The sequence below is a fragment of the Solibacillus merdavium genome (assembly GCF_014836935.1).
GTDB classification, from domain to species: domain Bacteria; phylum Bacillota; class Bacilli; order Bacillales_A; family Planococcaceae; genus Solibacillus; species Solibacillus ferritrahens.
The window spans coordinates 1-20,688 of record NZ_JACSPW010000013.1; the positions used below are offsets into that span (position 1 = coordinate 1).

At 38.3% G+C, this 20,688-nt stretch carries 18 protein-coding genes; 14 read left to right on the forward strand and 4 right to left on the reverse strand.

Features of this window, described 5'->3' with window-relative positions; translation table 11 throughout:
* Positions 1–253: 253 nt before the first annotated feature.
* From H9632_RS13460 to H9632_RS13475, 4 genes are all read right to left on the reverse strand, one after another.
* A complete protein-coding gene (locus H9632_RS13460; RefSeq protein ID WP_191704587.1) occupies positions 254–727 on the reverse strand; it encodes a DUF4825 domain-containing protein in 474 nt (157 codons plus the stop codon).
* Positions 728–756: 29 nt separating this feature from the next.
* Positions 757–1,944: a YbfB/YjiJ family MFS transporter gene (locus H9632_RS13465; RefSeq protein ID WP_191704685.1), complete on the reverse strand. Its 1,188-nt coding sequence runs from the start codon at positions 1,942–1,944 to the stop codon at positions 757–759.
* Between the two features lie 105 nt (positions 1,945–2,049).
* Entirely contained in the window at positions 2,050–2,565 is a 516-nt protein-coding gene (locus H9632_RS13470; RefSeq protein WP_191704588.1) for a DUF2269 family protein, read from the reverse strand.
* Between the two features lie 15 nt (positions 2,566–2,580).
* The gene (locus H9632_RS13475) at positions 2,581–3,855 is read right to left on the reverse strand and encodes an L-lactate MFS transporter (protein WP_191704589.1); all 1,275 of its coding nucleotides are present in this window, start codon (positions 3,853–3,855) and stop codon (positions 2,581–2,583) included.
* An 807-nt stretch (positions 3,856–4,662) separates the two neighbouring features.
* Between H9632_RS13475 and H9632_RS13480 the strand changes: the two genes are divergently transcribed.
* The 14 genes from H9632_RS13480 to H9632_RS13545 all read left to right on the forward strand — a co-directional run bounded on the left by H9632_RS13480 (position 4,663) and on the right by H9632_RS13545 (position 20,606).
* Entirely contained in the window at positions 4,663–5,274 is a 612-nt protein-coding gene (locus H9632_RS13480; protein ID WP_191704590.1) for a flavin reductase family protein, read from the forward strand.
* 78 nt (positions 5,275–5,352) lie between these two features.
* A complete protein-coding gene (locus H9632_RS13485) occupies positions 5,353–6,462 on the forward strand; it encodes a mandelate racemase/muconate lactonizing enzyme family protein (protein ID WP_191704686.1) in 1,110 nt (369 codons plus the stop codon).
* Positions 6,462–7,139: a GNAT family N-acetyltransferase gene (locus tag H9632_RS13490; RefSeq protein ID WP_191704591.1), complete on the forward strand. Its 678-nt coding sequence runs from the start codon at positions 6,462–6,464 to the stop codon at positions 7,137–7,139. Before H9632_RS13485 ends, H9632_RS13490 begins: the two co-directional genes overlap by 1 nt.
* A gap of 432 nt (positions 7,140–7,571) precedes the next feature.
* Positions 7,572–7,763, forward strand: coding sequence for an amino acid transporter (locus tag H9632_RS13495; protein WP_318247703.1), 192 nt, complete (start codon positions 7,572–7,574; stop codon positions 7,761–7,763).
* Positions 7,764–7,929: 166 nt separating this feature from the next.
* On the forward strand, positions 7,930–11,061 hold the full coding sequence (locus tag H9632_RS13500) for a BTAD domain-containing putative transcriptional regulator (protein WP_191704593.1): 3,132 nt from the start codon (positions 7,930–7,932) through the stop codon (positions 11,059–11,061).
* A 499-nt stretch (positions 11,062–11,560) separates the two neighbouring features.
* Positions 11,561–12,817, forward strand: a complete 1,257-nt coding sequence (locus tag H9632_RS13505) for a substrate-binding domain-containing protein (protein WP_191704594.1) — start codon at positions 11,561–11,563, stop codon at positions 12,815–12,817.
* A gap of 267 nt (positions 12,818–13,084) precedes the next feature.
* The gene (locus H9632_RS13510) at positions 13,085–13,843 is read left to right on the forward strand and encodes an ABC transporter ATP-binding protein (protein ID WP_191704687.1); all 759 of its coding nucleotides are present in this window, start codon (positions 13,085–13,087) and stop codon (positions 13,841–13,843) included.
* Complete coding sequence (locus H9632_RS13515) at positions 13,836–14,543, forward strand: ABC transporter ATP-binding protein (RefSeq protein ID WP_191704595.1); 708 nt, start codon at positions 13,836–13,838, stop codon at positions 14,541–14,543. Before H9632_RS13510 ends, H9632_RS13515 begins: the two co-directional genes overlap by 8 nt.
* Positions 14,544–14,556: 13 nt before the next feature.
* Positions 14,557–15,420, forward strand: a complete 864-nt coding sequence (locus tag H9632_RS13520; RefSeq protein ID WP_191704596.1) for a branched-chain amino acid ABC transporter permease — start codon at positions 14,557–14,559, stop codon at positions 15,418–15,420.
* Between the two features lie 4 nt (positions 15,421–15,424).
* Complete coding sequence (locus tag H9632_RS13525) at positions 15,425–16,450, forward strand: branched-chain amino acid ABC transporter permease (protein ID WP_191704597.1); 1,026 nt, start codon at positions 15,425–15,427, stop codon at positions 16,448–16,450.
* Positions 16,447–17,451 (forward strand): 3-oxoacyl-ACP synthase, encoded by a 1,005-nt coding sequence (locus H9632_RS13530; protein ID WP_191704598.1) that lies wholly within the window; start codon positions 16,447–16,449, stop codon positions 17,449–17,451. Before H9632_RS13525 ends, H9632_RS13530 begins: the two co-directional genes overlap by 4 nt.
* 1 nt (position 17,452) lies before the next feature.
* Positions 17,453–18,352 carry an intracellular short-chain-length polyhydroxyalkanoate depolymerase gene (phaZ, locus tag H9632_RS13535; RefSeq protein WP_191704599.1) on the forward strand — a complete coding sequence of 300 codons (900 nt, stop codon included), beginning with the start codon at positions 17,453–17,455 and terminating at the stop codon, positions 18,350–18,352.
* A 16-nt stretch (positions 18,353–18,368) separates the two neighbouring features.
* Positions 18,369–19,100: a 3-oxoacyl-ACP reductase FabG gene (gene fabG, locus H9632_RS13540; protein ID WP_191704600.1), complete on the forward strand. Its 732-nt coding sequence runs from the start codon at positions 18,369–18,371 to the stop codon at positions 19,098–19,100.
* Between the two features lie 15 nt (positions 19,101–19,115).
* Positions 19,116–20,606, forward strand: a complete 1,491-nt coding sequence (locus H9632_RS13545) for a class I adenylate-forming enzyme family protein (RefSeq protein WP_191704601.1) — start codon at positions 19,116–19,118, stop codon at positions 20,604–20,606.
* Positions 20,607–20,688: the final 82 nt, after the last annotated feature.

Consider the following 20,688-nt stretch of genomic DNA (forward strand, 5'->3'; position numbering starts at 1 on the left):
GTTCCTCCTTTAGCGAAGCTTACGGACAATATGTAAGAAAAATCAAGAATTACAAAATAACGATAGATGTACGAGTCGAAAAAATATTTTTTGACGCTCATAAATGGCGCAAGCCATTGATACATCAACATTTATAGAGGGAGGGGGAGCTTGAAGGAAAACGAAGCTATGAAAAAATCTGAAGACACACTTATATGTAGTTTGCCTCCAGATTTAAACTTTCCTATTAAAGTATTGATTACTTACTAAAAAATTAATTTACGGAGTCCTCAGAATTTAAATAACCTTTTATTAGATTCTTCAAGTCTTCTTCATTTTCTAAGCCGTCCAGATTATTATTGTACCAATGTTGAACTTCTGTTTTTGTTACAGTGAATTCATTAGTCGAAAATTTGAATGTAACCCAATCTACATTTTGGATTAAAGCAAAAAGATATGTGGCATTCGCTATAATAGTTTTCTTCATTTCTTTATCTGCATTTTTTGCAGTTATATCGTTATATTCCAAAGTAATGCCATATGGCTGTTCTTTCGTATGAAGGGAAATTTGTTTTAGTTCATTGCTGTGGTTTAATTGATTTACAATATTTCCAACCGCACTGTTGTCACCTACATATGAATTTTTATATTGAAATATATCTGCTTTTGAGTCAGCATTTTGACTGCATCCGCTTAATACATTCAATACTAGTAACATCGAAATATAAAATATGCGAATACGTTTCACTATTTCATCTCATTTCATTTTTTATAATACTAGGGTTGCACCATTTCATTACCAACGGGTACAGGCTTTTTCCTACTATAAAAATACCCGGCCAGTAATATTATAAGAGCTAATGTGACTGTTCCTCCAGCAAAAAGGAGGGGTGCTTTATATGTTAGGAAATAAGTTTCCAAACGACCCGCAATAACAGGACCTATTATTTGTCCGATGGCATAAAAGGTTGTCAGTATGGAAACAACGTAGGCACTTTGCTTTGGATATAACTGTCTTGCGTATGCTGTTGACATAGTAACGAGTCCAACAAATGTAAAACCAAATGAAATGGCCGATAACAATACGCTCCAAACAGATTGTGAAAGAACAGGAAGCAGGATGCCGATTATTTGCAATGCATAGGCTAAAGCCAGCATAGAAATCGTTGAAAAACGGGACATCAATTTCATCCAAATCGGTGCAGATGGAATGGCAGCCAGTCCAGCCAATACCCAACTATAGCCTGCATATGCACTAAGTGCCTCGATATTATATATAATGTCCACAAGAAAAGTCCCTGTGATAATATAACCCAATCCTTCTAAGCCATATGCAATAATAAGCCATGGCATGAAGCCGCGCCAAATATTGCTATCCTCGGATTTTGGTGCCTTTACGTGATTAAGTACTTGTAAATGACGCCATAAAAATAGTGTCGTCGCTAAAAACAATGCGGATAACAAACCGAGTCCAAGCCAAGAACCTTGCCAGCGGAAACTTGTTTCAAAGAATGGTACTAAAAGTCCCGATAACGCAATGCCAATGCCGATCCCACTAAATAAATAACCACTCCAGCGCGTTAGTAAATGAGCTGCCAAATAATCCATCACGATGCTTAATGTCAGAACAAAGATAAAGCCGCTCGTTAAGCCAGCGATAAAACGTAACATGATCCAAATGATGTATGAATCTATTAATCCCATTAAAAGAATCGAAGTAACATTCATGATAACATTTAATACTAGAAAGTTCTTTTTTGATTTATAAATAAAGCCGGCCCATAATGCCCCGATAAAATAGCCAATATAATTGCTTGAAGCGAGCCAGCCGCCTTGTGTGAAGGACAAATTTTCATCGACCCGCATGAATGGTAAAATCGGCGTGAAAGCAAAGCGGCTAATACCCATAGCAACAGCTAAAAATAGAATTCCCCCTAAAATTACACTTATATGTTGACGATTTATGAAAATCCCTCCCTAAAAAAGCATATCTTTTTAGTGATTGTACCACTCTTATTTTCAAGATTAATAGAGGTAATCCCCGTAAAAACGAGAAAAAACCCGACTATATCACCAAAAGTCAGGTTTTGCGACCATAAGCCAAAGAAAGAATCCCATTAAAAAGATATATTTCCATGTAGCGCTTTTCATCATATGAATAAACTGTTCTCTTTTAAACTCTGCACTGTTGGCAAAATTCAAGGCAGGCTTAAAAGCGAGGGCCATAAAATATAAAGAAAAGCCCATAACGATATACGTCACAATAAGCCAAGGGGATGTCCAGGACCACCCACTAAAGTAAATTAAAACTAAACCGGTTGGCACAATGAAATGTCCACCGTTTGCAACAGCTCTTAGCAAACCTTGCAACGCTGTAATATAGCTAGAAAGATCTTGGGTTTGTGCCTTTTCCATACGTTTTAATATGGGGAAAATTGCGAACAGTGGGCCAGTAGCAACGATGACACTTAAAATATGTAAATAAAGCGTAATTGTAAAAAGCAATTTCATCCCTCGCTCGAGTTTTATTGAAACAATCATACCATGAAAAAAAGATGATTCGGAAGTTTGTGACTTCCGAATCATCTCTATTAAAACCCCTTATGAATGAGCAGCTGCTCCCTGTTTCCCTTTGTGTTTGCTTTGTTCCTCTTCTTTTACACGCTGTTTTTTCAATTTGTTTAAATCAGAACGTAATAGTAAAGAAATACCTAATGAAATAGCGATTAAGAAGCTGAATAGATAGAATACTGGAATATAACTGTTTGTCGCTTCGTGAATTGTTGATACGATAATCGGACCAAAAATACCACCAAGTGACCATGTAGTTAATAAATAGCCATGAATAACCCCAAGTTGCTTCGTGCCGAATAAATCACTTGCGAATGCCGGTAAGTTCGAGAAACCACCGCCATAACAACTAACTACTAAGAATATGAATACCTGCAATAGAATAGCGTTTGTCGTAAACGGTAATGTAATAAAAGCAATTAACTGAATCGTGAAGAAAATAACAAACACATTGGAGCGTCCGATATAATCTGACCCAGCTGCCCAAAGTAAGCGACCACCACCATTAAATAGTCCCATCAAACCAACCATAGTTGCAGCAGCAGCTACTGACAGCCCAGCAATTTCCTGTGCCATTGGAGAAGCTACTGAAATCATCATTAAACCAGAAGTTACGTTAATTAAGTGCATAGACCAAAGCATCCAGAATTGCTTTGTACGAACTGCTTCACGAGCAGACATTTGTGCGATTTCTTGTGATTTTGCTTTTCCTGTAGCAACCATGTCTTCTACTTCACCTGGTTTAGGTGGAGCAATATAAAGTGCCCCTGCAATCATTAATAGAAAATAACTTATCCCTAAAATATAATACGTATTTGAAATCCCTACAGCCTGCATTAAGTTTGCAGCGACTGGCGCGGTGATTAATGCACCAGATCCAAATCCTAATACAGCCATCCCTGTCGCTAAACCACGACGATTAGGGAACCATTTAACAAGCGTTGATACCGGAGCAATATAACCAATCCCCATCCCGAGACCGCTTAGTAACCCGTATGTTAGCCAATATAAAACAACTGAATCCATAGCAATCGCAATACCTGCGCCACCTTGTCCTAAACCGAATAGTACCGCCGCAACCATCGCTGCTTTTCTCGGTCCTAACTTTTCTACTGTGCTACCAAATAATGCTGCAGCAAAACCAGCTAGTCCCATCATAATTGTAAAAGCAATAGTGATTTGTGATGCATCCCAACCGAGTTCTGTTGCGATTGGATTTTTATACACACTATATGCATACGCACCACCGATTGAAAGGTGGATAGCAATGGCAGATGCTGCAATTAACCAACGATTTTTTTTCATATAATTTCCCCCTCACACCTATTAAAATATCGATTTTACGATAATTTTCTACTTAAAGTAGATGTGTCAAATGTTTGAACGTTCATGTACATAAACTTAACATTAATTTATTATTTTGTGCAAGTGAAATATATAAAATAAAATTATCTTGAAAAAACATATATTTCTCTTTTCGGTAGTAAAATCGTACTTGATGCAATAATTTTTACTGCGGAAAAACACATCATAACCTTGATAAATCAAGGTTTTGTTAGTTGTAGAATAATGATGGTTACTAACGGGCTTGGAGAGAAGGATAATATTGTAAGTTAATGAATCTTCTAATTAAACAACTAAATTAGCTAACTTATTCATCAAAATTCTACTAATTGTTTTGGTTATGTTAGGTGCTGAATTTTTAAATTTTATATTATAACAGTGACTAATACACAACGGGGAGACACCCAATGGCTTTATGCATTGATAAATCAACGTTTTAGAGGGGGGAATTTAAAAACAAATAGCTTTTCTCTTATAATAAATACTAATTATGCAACTGTTTATAACAGTTTGGAAAAGATAGAATATAGGACGTTTCGCTAAAGATTTTGGGTTAAAAAAGAAATAAATTTAACAAAGGAGGTAGTTACTTTTCGAATTTCTTAGTGGTTTTTTACATTATTTTACTGAATAACGGTTCGAAATAATGCTGAAAATGAGTTTGTATAAAAATACTGATACTCTTTTTGAATAGAAATAAAATTATTTGACGAGCCACGAACTGTTCTCTAAAGTCAAAATAGTGATTAGAAAAGAGGCGAAATTATTATGAGAAAAATAGATCCCCAACAATTATCAGAACGTGAAAATTATAAATTTTTAATTGGTTCGATTATCCCGAGACCAATTGCCTTTGTGACTTCGGTAACAGAAGAAGGTGTGGTCAATGCAGCACCGTTTAGCTTTTTTAATATTGTATCTTCAAATCCCCCGATGATTTCGGTAAGCGTTCAGCGTAAGCAAGGGGAAATGAAGGATACTGCAAGAAACATTCTAGCCAACCGTCAATTTGTTGTGCATATAGTCGATACAGACAATGTTGAAAAGGTAAATAAAACGGCAGCGAGCTTACCTCCAGAGGAAAGTGAAGTGGAGATCGCAGGGATGACATTGGTTGAAAGTACAAAAATCGGTGTTCCTGGAGTAAAAGAGGCCAAAGTTCGCTTCGAATGCGAATTAGAAACCTCATTAGAGCTTGGTGGGGGAGAAAATAACCCAGGCTGTGACCTGATTATTGGAAAAGTTGTGTATTATCATATAGAAGAAAGTATCTATGAAAATGGCCGGATCGATCCACAAGAGCTAGCTGCTATAAGTCGTTTAGCTGGTAATGATTATGCGAAAATCGGTGAGCAATTCACAATTAAGCGTCCGCTTTAACTTCATTCATGAGGTGTTGAAACACTTGCCGAATTCAAATGCAATTACACCGAGGAATATATAGGAGGAAAATATATGTTGAAAATTAAAAGCATTGAATTATTTAATATTGAATTACCATTAATCGAACCATTTATCGTAAGCTACGGTACATATCCAAATATGCCATCGATTATTGTAAAGATGACGACAGAATGCGGATTAGTAGGCTGGGGAGAAGCGGTACCAGATGAACATGTTACGGGTGAAACATTGGAAGGTACTTTTGCAGTATTAAAAAATACATTAGCTCCTGCAATGATCGGGAGAAATCCGATGAATTTTGAAAAGGTCCATGCCAAAATGGATGCATTGATTTATAGTGCACCAGCAGCAAAGGCAGCTATTGATATTGCGTGCTTTGATTTAGTAGGGAAGAAGCTGGGTGTGCCGGCGTATCAATTAACAGGTGGCCGCTATTATGAAAAGTTCCCAATTACGCATGTACTAAGTATCGGTACCCCTGAAAAGATGGCGACTGAAGCAGCTGAGCGCGTTAATGAAGGGTATAACTCATTCAAAATGAAAGTAGGTCGTGATGTAGCTAGTGATGTAGCGCGTATTAAAGCGGTCCGTGAGAAAGTCGGCAACGATATTGCAATTCGAGTGGACGTTAACCAAGGGTGGATAAATAGCTCAACAACAATGCAGGCAGTACGCGAACTTGAACATTTAAAAATTGATTGGCTGGAGCAGCCGGTACGTGCTGATGATATTGATGGCATGGTTGAAATTAAATCAAAAACATCCATCCCTGTCATGATTGATGAAGGATTACGCGGTGTCCGAGAGATGCGGGAAATCATAGCAAAACGTGCTGCGGATAAAGTAAATATAAAATTAATGAAGTGTGGCGGGATGTATCCTGCAATGAAGCTTGCTCATATGGCGGAAATGGCAGGCATTGAATGTCAAATCGGCTCAATGGTTGAATCATCAGTCGGATCAGCTGCAGGATTCCATGTAGCATTTTCAAATAAAGTATTTACAAGTGTTGAATTAACAGGACCATTAAAGTTTTCTAAAGATATTGGGAACCTTCAATATAATGTACCGTTTATCCAGTTAAATGAACGAGCAGGATTAGGCGTGGATGTGGATGAGGCTATTTTGGCTGAACTGACACGTGAAAAATGTGTGGTGCGATAATGATTGCGACAGGATTTTTAGGCAGAGATGAATTTAAAGTGAAATTACTAAATGAATCCTATATACCTCAGTTAATGGACCTACAGCAACAAGTTGTAGAGGCATTGCCGGATAAAGCAATTTTACAGCCGCTTGATGAAGGAGAATTAGTCTTTATATTAAAGGGAAATGGCCTTATGATTGGGGTTTTCGTCGAAGGGAAACTAATTGCATTTAGGGCATTGCTTGAACCGGTCATTGACGAAGAACATTTAGGGTATGATATCGGTTTAAAAACAGAAGACGAACTCAAAAAGGTGCTTTATCAGGAAATTTCAAATGTACATCCGCAATATAGAGGCTTTGGATTACAACGGACAATGGCAGACATTATTATGCAGCAAGTAGATTCGGCAAAATATAATGTTGTCTGTGCAACAGTGATGCCTGGTAATATTGCGAGTATGAAGGACAAGTTCTCACAAAATATGCATATAGCTGCATTAAAGCTGAAGTACGGTGGGAAATTGCGCTATGTATTTATGAAAAAGCTGCTGGAAGTAGAGCGTCAATGGGCTGAAGAACGATTTGTTTCAATGATTGAGACAAATGCTCAACAACAGCTTCTCCAACAAGGTTATATTGGCATTTCAATGAAGAAACACCAGGACGAATGGTTTATTCAATATGTAAAATAAAAAAGGATGTGGCGGGAAATTAATGGTCCGCCACATCCTTTTTCGATATATTCAAACACAAATCATATGGATGTTCTTTAAAAATCATTGTCATCAAAGCTGTCTAAATCGAAGAAATCATTATTGTCTTCGAATAAGTAGGATACGTCATTGTCATCTGTCGCTAAATAAGTGTAGTTGATCATATTATCAGCTCCTTTTTATAACTATACATTATTCAGAAAATTAAGTAAAGTTTAAATTTATGTATTTTTATTGAATAGGGGTTCATAAAACGCTGTTAAATATATATTTGCAGCGCCTGTTTCCGCTTTCATATCTTAAATTAATATGTTTAATAATATATTTTCATACATATTTTCATACATTTTAGGGAGTGGGATTTTGAAACTTTCTTTGCTTGAAAGCTGTAGATACAGAAAAAGAAATGGAGTGAGTTTATTGGAGAAAAAACCATTTAATGATGTAGATGAGTACAATCAAAAACATATGGGTACACCAAGCTCCTATAATATGAAGCAAATGCCAAAGCCCATCCGTATCATTGGTTATATTTTAATCAGCTTTATGACTGTTGCTGCAACTTTACTTATTTTATTAATAATTCTAGATAAAATATTCTAGTCTATCCGTAGAAATAGCTTTTTTCTTAAACATCTATAATATTCAGCACATTCTATTAATAAACTTATTGGTATAGAATTATTATGTGTAAAATTTTGTACTAAAAAGAATATTTTTCTGCTTTATGTTAATATATTTGTAATTAATTGTAGATGGGGTGGAAAGGATGGAGCAACATATTTTTGTCTCGAAACTTATATCTCCGACACCGGCGAATAACTATTTAAGAAGAGCAAAATTAATGAAAAAGCTTTCTGATTGGCCACATGCAAAATGTACCATCTTACATAGTAGCGCAGGGTATGGAAAAACATCGCTTATTAGTCAATTTATAAATGATCAAAAAACAAAATGCGCCTGGTACCAAATAACATCAGATGATGATTCAATATTTCCGTTCTTACGCCATTTCATTTTTAGTATCCAGCAGCACTTCCCTTCATTTGGTGAAAAGCTAAAGGGATGGGATGTCACGGTAAAGTTTCATAACATGGAAGAGTTATTGCAGCTTTCAAAGCAAATTGCCAATGAGCTGTACGATATTAAAGAACCATTTTTAATTGTGCTGGACGATTATCACCATGTCTCACATGTATTTCCGATTAATTATGTTATGAATCAAATACTTCAATATTTACCTGGCAATCTTCATATTATTGTCGCAACGAGGAAAATGCCGGAGTGGAGCTGTTTATTAACGCTACGGATGAATAATCAGTTAATCGAATGTTTAGAGCAGGAGTTTATATTTTCTGAAGATGATGTTCAATATTTATTTGAGGCCTTTTTTGAACGGCAATTAACTGATGAACAATGTGAATTTATTATGCAGATGACGGAAGGCTGGGCGATGGCAATTATGCTGCTTGGCTATAAGGCTAAGTATAGTCACGAACAGCTCGTTGATATTGCAGAAGGAACAGTCGGTAATTTTTTTGCCTATCTATCTGCAGAAGTGTTCGACAAACTAGACGAGCAGCTTCAGCTTCAGCTTTTAAAGCTTGGTATTCATCAAGTTATTTCGCTTGAGGTAATTACAGAGTTATATGGACCTGAATGGATTGAACAAGTAAAGCCGAAATTAGATGAGCTTGCATTTATTACACCATTAGCAGGAGGTACAAAATATCGTTTCCATGCATTGTTCCAACAATTCCTGCAGCAGCGGTTGAGCGAATACTACCCGGACTTATATGAGGAGTTTCATGAACAGGCAGCCGAGTATTATGCTTATCAAAATTTAGGTGTACTGGCGGTCACACATGCGGCACAGCTAAAAAATCCACATTACTATATCACATTATTATTGCAATTCGCTCCCCACTTTATTGAAGCTGGTCAATTTGAATTTCTTTTGGAAAGGTTGAAAGATTTTTCAATTGATCAAAAGCCGTATCAGCTTCTATATTATGAAGGGGAATGTCAACGGTACCGCGCACAATATGAAAGGGCGAAAAATGCATACAATGAATGTTTTATAAAAGCCCAATTGCAGCAAGATCAATTATTTTTAATGCGCTCCCAATTTGGTCTTGCCAACATTTATTTAGATACCCTTCAGCCAGTTTTCGCGGAACATCACTTGCAGCAGGCTATTGCATTATTAAATGAAGTTAAAATTAGCGATACAGAACGCCATCTTATTAATAGCCTATATACGGAAAACCTCATTAATTTAGGGAAAGCGGGAGAGGCTCTTCGTTGGAGTAAGTCACAAAATTTACAGTTAAGTATTAATAATATAGATGCGCGGCTTTATTTACGGCATGGTCAATTGGAAATAGCGAAAGAGTTGTTAAATGCACGTGTTTCGAAACCGTTTCAATGGGAGGAAGCACACCGTACGACAGATTTACTGCTCGTTTTGATTGATATATTAATGGGTGAAAATGTACAGGCCTATAGCCGTATTATTGAAGGTGGCAAAGAAGAGCTCGTTGATATGCCATATACACTTGCACTTACAAAGCTACGTAAAGGGCTTGCACTTTTAAATATGGAAATGAAAGATTTTGAGCGTGCAAAAGCATGCTTTGATGAGACACTTGAGCTATTAAATCAAATACACGTTAAGCGTATTAAAGCCGAGTGTTATATGGGGCTCATTTTATATTATCGCAGTAATGTCATTGAGGCGAAACGCCATGCTCAAATCGGTTTAAGGGAAACAAACAAAGTACAGGACTTTTGGATGTCTGCATTATTACTGACAGCATTAACGAAAGTGTTGGCCGAAAATAGCCATTTTGAAGAGGCAATCGATACGGCAAAACAAGCTTTATCCTATTATGAACGTAGTGAAGATTCGTATGGACAAATGGTCTGTTCTTTCTGGCTTGCGTACTGTTTTTCAAAAGTGGATGATCAACAAAACGCATCTGAAAACTATCTGCATTTCTGGAATTTATGTGTGAATGATTATCCGTTTTTTATTGAGAAGAAAACACTTTTCGGACCGCAGCATTTAATCTTATTTGTACAGCTCGCTAAACAGTTGCAGCATGACGTGCCCGTATTTGGCCAATTAAAAATACAGGATGCACCCAGTACAGAGCTATCTCTGACTTTATTCGGCCCTATCCAGATTCGACGGGATTATAATGTTATTCAAGAAAAAGAGTGGAAACGAATGAAAGCGAAGGAACTGTTTTTATATTTATATATTCACCGTGAGCAATTCGTATCGCGCCAGCAAATTTGTGAAGCAATTTGGCAACAGGATGAAGAAGCGATGCAACGTGATTTTAAAGTAGTTTTTAATGCGATGTTAAAAACGTTGGAGCCGACCCGTTCTGCACGTGAGGAAAGCCACTTTATAACGCGTCGCCAGCATTTATATAAACTGGAGGATCGCTGGATTCAAAGTGATGTAGCGCACTTTACGTATTATGCGCAGCGCGGAATGGAAGAAAAGACAGCCAAGCTTTCAAATGAATGGCTAAAGCTTGCAATGAGGTTGGTGGATGGTCAGTTTTGTTCGGATTTTGAACGTGAGTGGATTGGATCGATTCAGGCTCATTACAATGAGCAAATACTGAAAATTCTGGAGCGTGTCGCACAAAACTATGTCCGGCTTCAGCAATTTGATAAAGTCATTCGTTGGGCAGAGCGCATTATTGCATTGGATGACGGTCATGAAGAGGGGTACCGATTGTTAATGCTTGCTCATTATTATCTAGGGAATCGCCGAGAAGCACTAAAACAGTATGAGCGCTGTGTAAATGTACTTGATGAACAATACAAAATTACACCGATGGACCCGACCGAGCAATTGTACGAACTTGTATTAAAAATGTAAATAGATTGAGAGCTATGTTGAAAATATAATTTCGACATAGCTTTTTTTATTGGAAAGGCAGGAGCGAGTGCGAGTTAGTAAGAGGGGTATTTTGAGGGATTAGTGGAGGGGGCGTGAAGAGTGTTTTATTTAGAACAAACGAGCCGGTTATTAGAAGAATTTAGTGTGGTATTAGAAGATTGAAAACCGATTTTAGAACAATGCAAAGCGATATTAGCACAACCGAACTATATATTAGAAAATCGTAATTATATTAGATCAAATTAATTTTTATTAGAAGATATCAACTTTTATTAGAACAAATTAATTTTTAGAAGAGCAATGCGCTGTTTATTGGATATCTCTTAGGTTGGGCAATGGCATAGCGACTCAAATTCTCTACGGAATTCCCCCTTTATTCCCATCCCGTTTATTGAATGTAACTCATTTGTAACTTGGCGATGTTACATTACGATTAAGCAGATAGCTATGCTGAAAATATTGCTGGGAGGGACATTGTATGAAAAAGCGTTTATGGTTAATTTTTGCGGTGTTATCGGTTTTCTTATTAGTTGCATGTAACAGTGATTCAGCAGACAGTGATGATTCATCAACTACAACTACTTCAGCTGAGCAAGGTGAGAGCAGTACAAAAGAAACGGCTGCTTCATCAGATCCGATTAAAGTTGGTGTACTTGCATCATTAACAGGAGCACTAGAATCGTACGGCAAGCAAACGAGAAATGGCTTCGAATTAGGACTTGAATATGCAACAGACGGCACGATGGAAGTGGAAGGACGTAAAATCGAAGTCGTTTGGGAAGATACAGAAACAAAGCCGGAAGTAGCGGTGCAAAAGGCAACGAAGCTATTGGAAGATGACGCGGTAGATTTTTTAGTCGGCTCTTCAAGTTCAGGTGACACATTGGCAGTACTTCCATTAGCAGAAGAGTATGAAAAGATTATGATTGTTGAACCAGCAGTAGCAGATAGTATTACAGGTTCAGAGTTTAACCCTTACATCTTTCGAACAGCGCGAAATTCATCGCAGGATGCTTATGCAGCGGCAGCGGCAATTGCAGGAGAAGGTGTAAAAATCGCGACATTTGCACCTGACTATTCATTCGGCTGGGATGGGGTATCGGCGTTTAAAGCAGCGGCTGAAAAATTAGGAGCTGACATCGTATTGGAAGAATATGCAGATCCAGCAGCAACTGACTTCACGTCCAATTTACAAAAAATTATAGAAGCGAAACCAGAGTTTCTATTCGTTGTATGGGCAGGGGCTAACTCTCCTTGGAACCAGATTGCAGATTTAAAGCTACAGGAAAAAGGGATTAAAATCTCAACTGGTGCACCTGACATTATTGCGCTTCAATTTATGGAACCTTTAGTAGGTATGGAAGGATTCTCGGTATACCACCATACATTACCAAACAATGAAGTGAACGATTGGTTAGTAGAAGAGCATAAAGCAAGATTCAACGGAGAGGTACCTGATTTGTTCACACCTGGAGGATTTACAGCGGCGGTTGCGATTGTAGAAGCACTGAAAAAATCAGGTGGGGATGCAGATGGAAATGCACTCATTCCTTTAATGGAAGATATGTCATTTGAAACGCCAAAAGGAACGATGACATTCCGTAAAGAAGACCACCAGGCATTGCAAACGATGTACGCTATCCGACTTGAAAAGGTAAGTGAATTTGATTATCCAGTACCGGTATTAATACGCGAACTACTTCCTGAAGAAACCGAACCTCCTATTTTAAATTAGTAAATAAGTGAGGCTGTCTAAAAAGTGAAGAACTTTCAAGACAGCCTTTTGTTATAAGGGTTTCCATGGAGTTTATACGAAATGGAATGGAGGGGAGGCAGTTAAAAAACTTCCTTCATTTCCAAGTGGTTGTTGCTTCTGCGGTGGTCGCAATAAATTGCCACCATCCTCGGCGCAAAGAAACAAAGACAAACAAGTTTGACTTTGTTTCTTGCCCGCGGAAAGCGTCCGACCCGTAATGGAAATCAACTAAGAGAGGGTGAGATGATGGAACCGATTATAAAAACAAGCAATTTATCGATTAAGTTTGGCGAGCATAAAGCGGTAGATAACATTAACTTTGAAATGTCAGCTAAGCATTTTAAATCCATTATTGGACCTAATGGTGCAGGAAAAACAACTTTCTTTAATTTGATCAGTGGTGAACTGGAGCCAACAGAAGGAGATGTGTTTTTTAAAGGACTATCTCTTCGGAAAAAGTCCTCTGTTGAGCGAACTCGTTTAGGTATAGGACGATCATTTCAAATTACGAATGTATTTCCGAATTTAACGGTTCTGGAAAACGTACGCCTTGCAGTTCAGTCAAAGCGGAAAGTGCGCTTTCATATGCTCAACCACTTTCTGAAATATAAAGAGATTACGAATGAAGCGATTGGAATTTTAGAACAAGTGCTATTAACCGACAAAATGCATCAAGTAGCGAATCAGCTGTCGCATGGCGAAAAAAGAAAGCTTGAAATAGGTATGTTACTGGCACTTGATACTGAAATTTTATTACTGGATGAGCCGACAGCAGGCATGTCACTGGAAGAAGTACCTGCAATTTTAGATGTTATTCGTTCAATTAAGGAGCGCGGTGATAAAACGATTCTATTAATCGAGCACAAAATGGATATGATTATCGATTTGTCCGATTCGATTATGGTGCTGTTCAATGGTGCACTGTTAGCTGATGGAACACCTGAAGAGATTATGAACAATGAAACGGTACAACAAGCGTATTTAGGAGGCCTTGCATATGACTAATATTTTAACCTTGGAGCGTGTGGAAACGTTTATTTCACAATATCATATTTTGCAAGGTATCGATTTTGAAGCGAAAGCGGGAGAAGTATCTGTTTTATTAGGGCGAAACGGTGCCGGGAAAACGACGACACTTCGGACGATTATGGGTTTAACACCTGCATCGAAAGGTACGATTCATTTCGATGGGAAAGATATTACGAAAATGGCACCCTATGATATCGCAAATAGTGGAATTGGCTATGTGCCTGAGGATCAAGGGATTTTCGGACAGCTAACAGTCGAAGAAAATATGAAAGTGGCAATCCGAAAAGAAACCGATGCAACAATGCAAAAGCAGACATACATTTTAGAGTTATTCCCGGATTTAAAAAAATTCTGGAAAAAACAGGGCGGTAATTTATCAGGTGGTCAAAAGCAAATGCTTGCAATGGCAAGAGCGTTTGTCAATGACAGCAAGCTGCTTTTAATCGATGAACCATCAAAAGGCCTTGCACCGATTGTCATTGAGAAAGTGATGGAGGCCATTACGGAAATGAAAAAGCATACTTCGATTGTGCTAGTCGAACAGAACTTCATGATGGCCAGTAAAATCGGAGATACATTCACATTAATTGATGACGGGCGGACCGTACAGTCAGGGGAAATGCAAAATTTAATCGAAGACGAACAGCTGAAACGCAAATATTTAGGTATAGGGTAAGGAGGGGAATCAGATGGAATTATTAATCAGTTTAACAATTAACGGGCTCGCAACAGGAATGCTTATTTTCCTATTGGCTGCTGGATTAACCCTTATTTTCGGTTTGATGGATGTGCTGAATTTTGCCCATGGTGGACTGTTCGTATGGGGCGCATATACCGGTGTTTTTACTTATGCATGGAGCAATAGTTTTCTAGTTGGAATTATTGTCGCGATTCTTACGGGTCTTGTTCTAGGATTTATTACGGAAAAGCTCATTATTAAACCAGTTTATGGAAATCACGTACAGCAAATTTTAATCACACTTGGATTTATGCTCGTGCTCCAGGAAATGATTAAAGTTGTGTTCGGTCCAAATGGTGTCCCTGTTAAAGTTCCTTCTTACTTGGCAGGCAGCTGGCAAATTGGCGATTTAACAATTATTAAATACCGGATTTTTATTATCGTAGTAGGCTTTGCTTTATTTGGGGTTTTGTATTTCATTTTAAATCGTACCAAAATAGGCCTGGTCGTTCGGGCTGGTGTTATGAATCGGGAAATGACACAGGCGTTAGGTATTAATATTAAACGCGTATTTTTAATTGTCTTTATGTGTGGTGCGGCATTGGCGGCGTTGGGCGGAATGCTGATGGCTCCGTATTCAGGGGTTGTATATGCGGAAATGGGAATGGAATATGCGATTTTAGGATTTATCGTTGTAGTAATCGGCGGAATGGGGAGCTTCCAAGGTTCGTTATTGGCAGCAATTTTAGTAGGGCTTGCCGGAAGTTTCATGGCGTACTATGTCCCGTTTTTATCCGTTGCAGTCAATATGATTTTAATGGCAAGTGTACTAATTTTCCGTCCACAAGGCTTATTTACAGTTGCGAAGGGGTGATTCGATGATTAAACAGCCATTATTATTATCAAAAGTGAATGTTGTGTATGCAATAGTTGTCGGGGTCATGGCCGTATTACCGTTTGTACTGGATTCTCGAACAATGACGATTTTATTAACACAGTTTTGTATTTTTGCAATACTTGCAATGAGTTACGATATTTTACTAGGTTACACGGGTATCATTTCATTTGGTCATGCAATGTTTTTTGGGATTGGCGCCTATACGACAGCGATTATGCTTAGTGATTACGGTCCGTCAATTGGAATCTTTGCTGTTTCTATTGTTGTTGGGATTGTACTGTCGGCCATTATTAGTGTGATTAGCGGTGCACTGACATTAAGGTTAAAAAGTCACTTTTATGCAATGTTTACTCTAGCCATTTCGGGTTTGTTTTTAGTGTTAGCTGAAAAATGGCGTACGGTAACGAAAGGAAATGATGGATTTACCTTTCGTGCTCCGGAATTGTTTCGGGAGCGGTTGTATTTTTACTTTCTTGTGCTCATTTGTTTAGTTGTAGTTTTCATTTTACTGAAACGTATTGTTGCATCTCCATTTGGAAAAGTGCTTGTAGCGATTCGGGAAAATGAACAACGCACTCGTTCATTGGGCTATAAAACGCTAGGGTATAAAATTATTGCTTCAGTAATAGCGGGTGCAGTTGCGAGTTTGGCAGGGTCGCTTTATGCTATTTCGTTACGATTCGTAAATACGAGTGTCATGACGATGGATATTACACTGGATGCACTGATGATGACAATTATTGGTGGAGTTGGGACATTAATTGGGCCAATTATTGGTGCAGGGGTCATTGAATTTGCCCAACATTACTTATCAGGTCTTGCAAGAGAGTACCCGATTTTTGAACGATGGATTATTTTCTTCGGTATTTTATATATTTTAGCTGTTATTTTCTTCCCTCGAGGCATCGTAGGTACAGTTTCTTTGCGCTACCATGAATGGAAACTGAAAAAAGGGCAAAAAACAAAGGCATCTGTAAAGCTTCGTGAAAAGGAGATACAGCGATGATAGGAATAACAGGACTAGGAATGTACTTACCTGAAGGAAGAATGACTGGTGCTCAGATTGCAGTGAAAGCAAATATTCCAGTAGCGGTTGTTGAAAAGAAAATGGGTATTATTGAAAAAGTTGTAGCCGGACAGAATGATCATCCAGTCGAAATGAGTGTGAAAGCAGCAAAGGAAGCCCTCGCCGAAGCGCAAGTGGATGCCAAGGAGATTGATGTTGTGATCTATATTGGGGAAGAACATAAAGAGTACCCTTTATGGACAGCTGCCATAAAAATTCAGGAAGAAATAGGTGCAGTAAATGCATGGGCTTTTGATGTGCAGCTTCGTTGTGGTACAGCGATTATGGCGATGAAAGTGGCAAAAAGCTTAATGTTATCGGATGATTCCATCAAGACAGTGCTATTAGCTGGGGGGTACCGGAACCATGATTTCATCGATTATGAAAATGAGCGGACTCGCTTTATGTTCAATTTAGGTGCAGGTGCAGGTGCAATGATTTTGCAAAAAAATGCGGGCGGGCATGAAGTACTTGAAGCAGCCCTTATTACAGACGGCTCATTTTCTGAGGATGTTGTGGTCCCGGTAGGCGGTACAAAGGAGCCGCTAACAATTGAGCATCTTCAAGCAGGGCGTTTTATATTGGATGTACTTGATCCAGAAGGCATGAAGCTTCGGTTGGAACAAAAATCATTAAGCAATTTTTTAAAGGTAATTCGTCAATCATTGCAGAAAAGTGGATATAGTCAAGAAAATTTACATTACGTTGCGATGCTCCATATGAAAAAATCCGCACATGATTATGTATTAAAAGAGCTTGGTCTTTTAGAAGGGAATTCAATCTATTTGTCACATTACGGTCATATTGGACAAATCGATCAAATTTTATCGCTTTGTCTTGCCCGAAAAGAAGGCAAGCTTCAGGAAGGTCAAATTGTTTCATTAGTTAGTGCAGGTATAGGCTATGCATGGGGTGCTATTACAGTAAAGTGGGGGGCTTAATATGAATAAGCTGGACGTTTTGGCGAAAGTGGAATTATCAAATGGTGAAACATTATCGTATCGTAAGCGTGAAGGTGGCGATGAACTGGTTTTATTAGTGCATGGCAATATGACAAGTTCAAAGCATTGGGATTTACTGATGGAATCAATGGATGAACGATTCACAATTTATGCGGTGGATATGCGCGGCTTTGGGGGATCAACCTATAATGAACGGATTACGTCGATTAAAGATTTTAGTGATGATATTAAGCTTTTTGTTGATGTAATCGGGTTGAAGGATTTTACAATCATTGGCTGGTCAACAGGTGGTAATGTAGCGATGCAGTTTTGTGCGGATTATCCGGATTACAGTAAAAAGCTTGTGCTATTCGCATCTGGATCTACGCGTGGCTACCCGTTTTATAGTTCAAATGCAGATGGTACACCGGATTTTTCAAATCGATTAACGACGATTGAACAAATCGAGCAAGATCCTGTCAAAACAATACCGATGCAGCAAATGTATGATACAAAAAATCGTGACGGTCTAAAGTTTGTTTGGAACAGTGCGATTTATACGCACAATCAACCGGATGAGGCACGCTATGAACAATATGTGGATGATATGCTAACACAGCGCAATTTGGCAGATGTGTACCATGCATTAAATACATTTAATATAAGTGCGGTCGATAATGAAGTGACTGAAAGCACAAACCAAGTGAAAGATATTCAAATACCGATATTCATTTTATACGGTGACCGTGATTTTGTAGTGATTGAAGCAATGACAAATGAAATTATTGAAGATTTTGAGGGCCGTGCTCAAATCATGAAACTAGCAAACTGTGGACATTCACCTCTAGTTGATTGTTTAGGTGAAACAAAAGATGCAATTGAAACATTTATTTTATCGTAAAAGGGGTCGTGGAGAAATGCGTTTAGAAAATAAAGTAGCAATCATTACAGGCGGTGCCGGAGGAATTGGCTATGCAGCCGTAAAGCGTTTTTTGAAAGAAGGAGCAAAAGTGGCCGTTGTTGATTACGACAAAGAACAGGGAGAAAAAATAGCAGCAGATTTAGGCGAAAACGTTGCCTTTTTTGCAGTAGATGTTTCCAAACTGACTGAAGTTAAGCAAATGGTTGAACAAGTTGTTGCTCATTTTGGCAAAATCGATATCTTGGTAAATAATGCGGGTATTACGCGTGATGCAACGCTTGTAAAGATGAGTGAAGAGGATTTTGAAAAAGTGATTCAAATTAATCTAAACGGGGTTTATTACTGCACACAGTCGGTAGCTCCGCATATGATTGCACAAGGGTCAGGCAAAATTATCAGTACTTCATCAGTAAGTGGGGTTTACGGTAATTTTGGTCAAACAAACTATGCTGCAACTAAAGCAGCGATTATCGGTATGACGAAAACGTGGGCAAAGGAGCTTGGACGCAAAGGAATCAACGTAAATGCTGTAGCTCCTGGATTTACAGCGACGCCTATGGTAGAAAAAATGCCGGAAAAGGTATTACAGCAAATGCAAGGTATTACAAGCCTGCAGCGTTTAGGAAAACCAGAAGATATCGCAAATGCGTATTTATTTTTAGCTTCGGATGAGGCAAGTTATATTACAGGTCATGTTCTTCAAGTTGATGGCGGTATTATGATGTAGAAGGTGGGATGGCTTATGCAACAGCTAGATTTTTGGATTGCAAAACGAGCGTCCCAAACACCCGATAAAACAGCTTTAATTCAAATTGAAACGGGTGAAGCGTGGACGTATAAAGAGCTGATGCAGCATGCAGGCTGGTGGAGCAATATATTTTCCAAACAGCAGTTGCAGCAGGGGGATCGGGTAGCAACATTAATGGAAAATTCAATCGAAAGCTTTGCTATTTTAATTGCTTGCCGATTAAACGAATTAATCTATGTACCATTAAATACAAAGTTATCTATATCAGAATTACAGGCGGTTTTATCCGATTGCACGCCGGCTTTATTCATTGCTGATAATGCACATAGTGACCGCGCAGAACTGCTTTCGCCAGCCAAGCTCCTAACATGCGGTAGCTCGGAGTTAGTTGAGCCTCCTACATACAGCTGGCATGATGATCCGCAGCTACCGTGGATGATAATTTATACCGGAGGAACAACAGGAAAACCAAAAGGTGTTGTACTCTCGTATGAAGCGGTTACTGTGAATGCGATGAATACTGTCATTAGTTGGGGGTTAAATGACAAAGATTGTACATTAAATTATATGCCTCTTTTTCATACTGGCGGCATTAATGCACTTGCATTACCCATTCTTCTGGCAGGTGGAATGGTAATAATCGGTCAAAAATTTGATCCGGAAAAAGCGGTTCGTGCGGTGGATGAATATAAAACAACCCTCTCGTTATTTGTGCCGACAATGTATCAGCTTATGATTGAAACCGAATACTTTAAGAAATCCGATTTTCCTACAGTGAGAGTATTTTTATCGGGAGGGGCACCTTGTCCAAAACCAATTTATGAATGCTTTCAAAGGAAAGGGCTGTTATTTAAAGAGGGATACGGTTTAACGGAAGCAGGACCGAATAACTTTTTCATTGATGCAGAAGTTGCAATGAAGAAAAAGGGAGCCATCGGAAAAAGTATGCTTTTCAATGAAGTGAAAATTATAGATAAGGAAGGAAAGCGATGCGCGCTAGGTAAAGTTGGCGAACTATATTTAAAAGGCAGTCATGTTTTTAAACATTACTGGAATGATAAAGAAGCAACGGCTAATACTTTTGATGAGGGCTGGTTAAAAACAGGGGATTTGGCGAAAATTGATAAAGACGGCGATTATTATATCGTAGGTCGGAAAAAAGAAATGATTATATCGGGGGGGGAAAATGTTTACCCCCAGGAAGTCGAACAATGCCTAATCGCCCATGAAGCAGTACAGGAGGTATCAGTTATTGGTGTTCCGAATGAAAAGTGGGGCGAATGTGTTGTGGCATTTATAATTGTGGAAAATCCTTCAGAACAGCTTCAACACCAACTTTTCCAGTATTGTAAAGAACAACTGGCTAATTACAAAGTCCCGAAGCAAATTCATTTTCTGCAGGAATTACCGAAAACAGCCGTCGGGAAAATCGACAAAAAGCAGCTCATCGAATATATATTAATAAAAAAACAAAATATTGTATAAACTAACTAAATACAAGATATTACAAAGACCGGAATGCTGTTAATTCAACATTTCGGTCTTTGTAATATCTTCCGAACTAAAG

Coding starts and splice junctions, on each gene's coding strand:
- H9632_RS13470 (WP_191704588.1), bottom strand. CDS start 2,565: ATGATTCGGAAGTCACAAACTTCCGAATCATCTTTTTTTCATGGTATG.
- H9632_RS13475 (WP_191704589.1), bottom strand. CDS start 3,855: ATGAAAAAAAATCGTTGGTTAATTGCAGCATCTGCCATTGCTATCCAC.
- H9632_RS13480 (WP_191704590.1), top strand. CDS start 4,663: ATGAGAAAAATAGATCCCCAACAATTATCAGAACGTGAAAATTATAAA.
- H9632_RS13490 (WP_191704591.1), top strand. CDS start 6,462: ATGATTGCGACAGGATTTTTAGGCAGAGATGAATTTAAAGTGAAATTA.
- H9632_RS13500 (WP_191704593.1), top strand. CDS start 7,930: ATGGAGCAACATATTTTTGTCTCGAAACTTATATCTCCGACACCGGCG.
- H9632_RS13505 (WP_191704594.1), top strand. CDS start 11,561: ATGAAAAAGCGTTTATGGTTAATTTTTGCGGTGTTATCGGTTTTCTTA.
- H9632_RS13510 (WP_191704687.1), top strand. CDS start 13,085: ATGGAACCGATTATAAAAACAAGCAATTTATCGATTAAGTTTGGCGAG.
- H9632_RS13515 (WP_191704595.1), top strand. CDS start 13,836: ATGACTAATATTTTAACCTTGGAGCGTGTGGAAACGTTTATTTCACAA.
- H9632_RS13520 (WP_191704596.1), top strand. CDS start 14,557: ATGGAATTATTAATCAGTTTAACAATTAACGGGCTCGCAACAGGAATG.
- H9632_RS13525 (WP_191704597.1), top strand. CDS start 15,425: ATGATTAAACAGCCATTATTATTATCAAAAGTGAATGTTGTGTATGCA.
- H9632_RS13530 (WP_191704598.1), top strand. CDS start 16,447: ATGATAGGAATAACAGGACTAGGAATGTACTTACCTGAAGGAAGAATG.
- phaZ (WP_191704599.1), top strand. CDS start 17,453: ATGAATAAGCTGGACGTTTTGGCGAAAGTGGAATTATCAAATGGTGAA.
- fabG (WP_191704600.1), top strand. CDS start 18,369: ATGCGTTTAGAAAATAAAGTAGCAATCATTACAGGCGGTGCCGGAGGA.
- H9632_RS13545 (WP_191704601.1), top strand. CDS start 19,116: ATGCAACAGCTAGATTTTTGGATTGCAAAACGAGCGTCCCAAACACCC.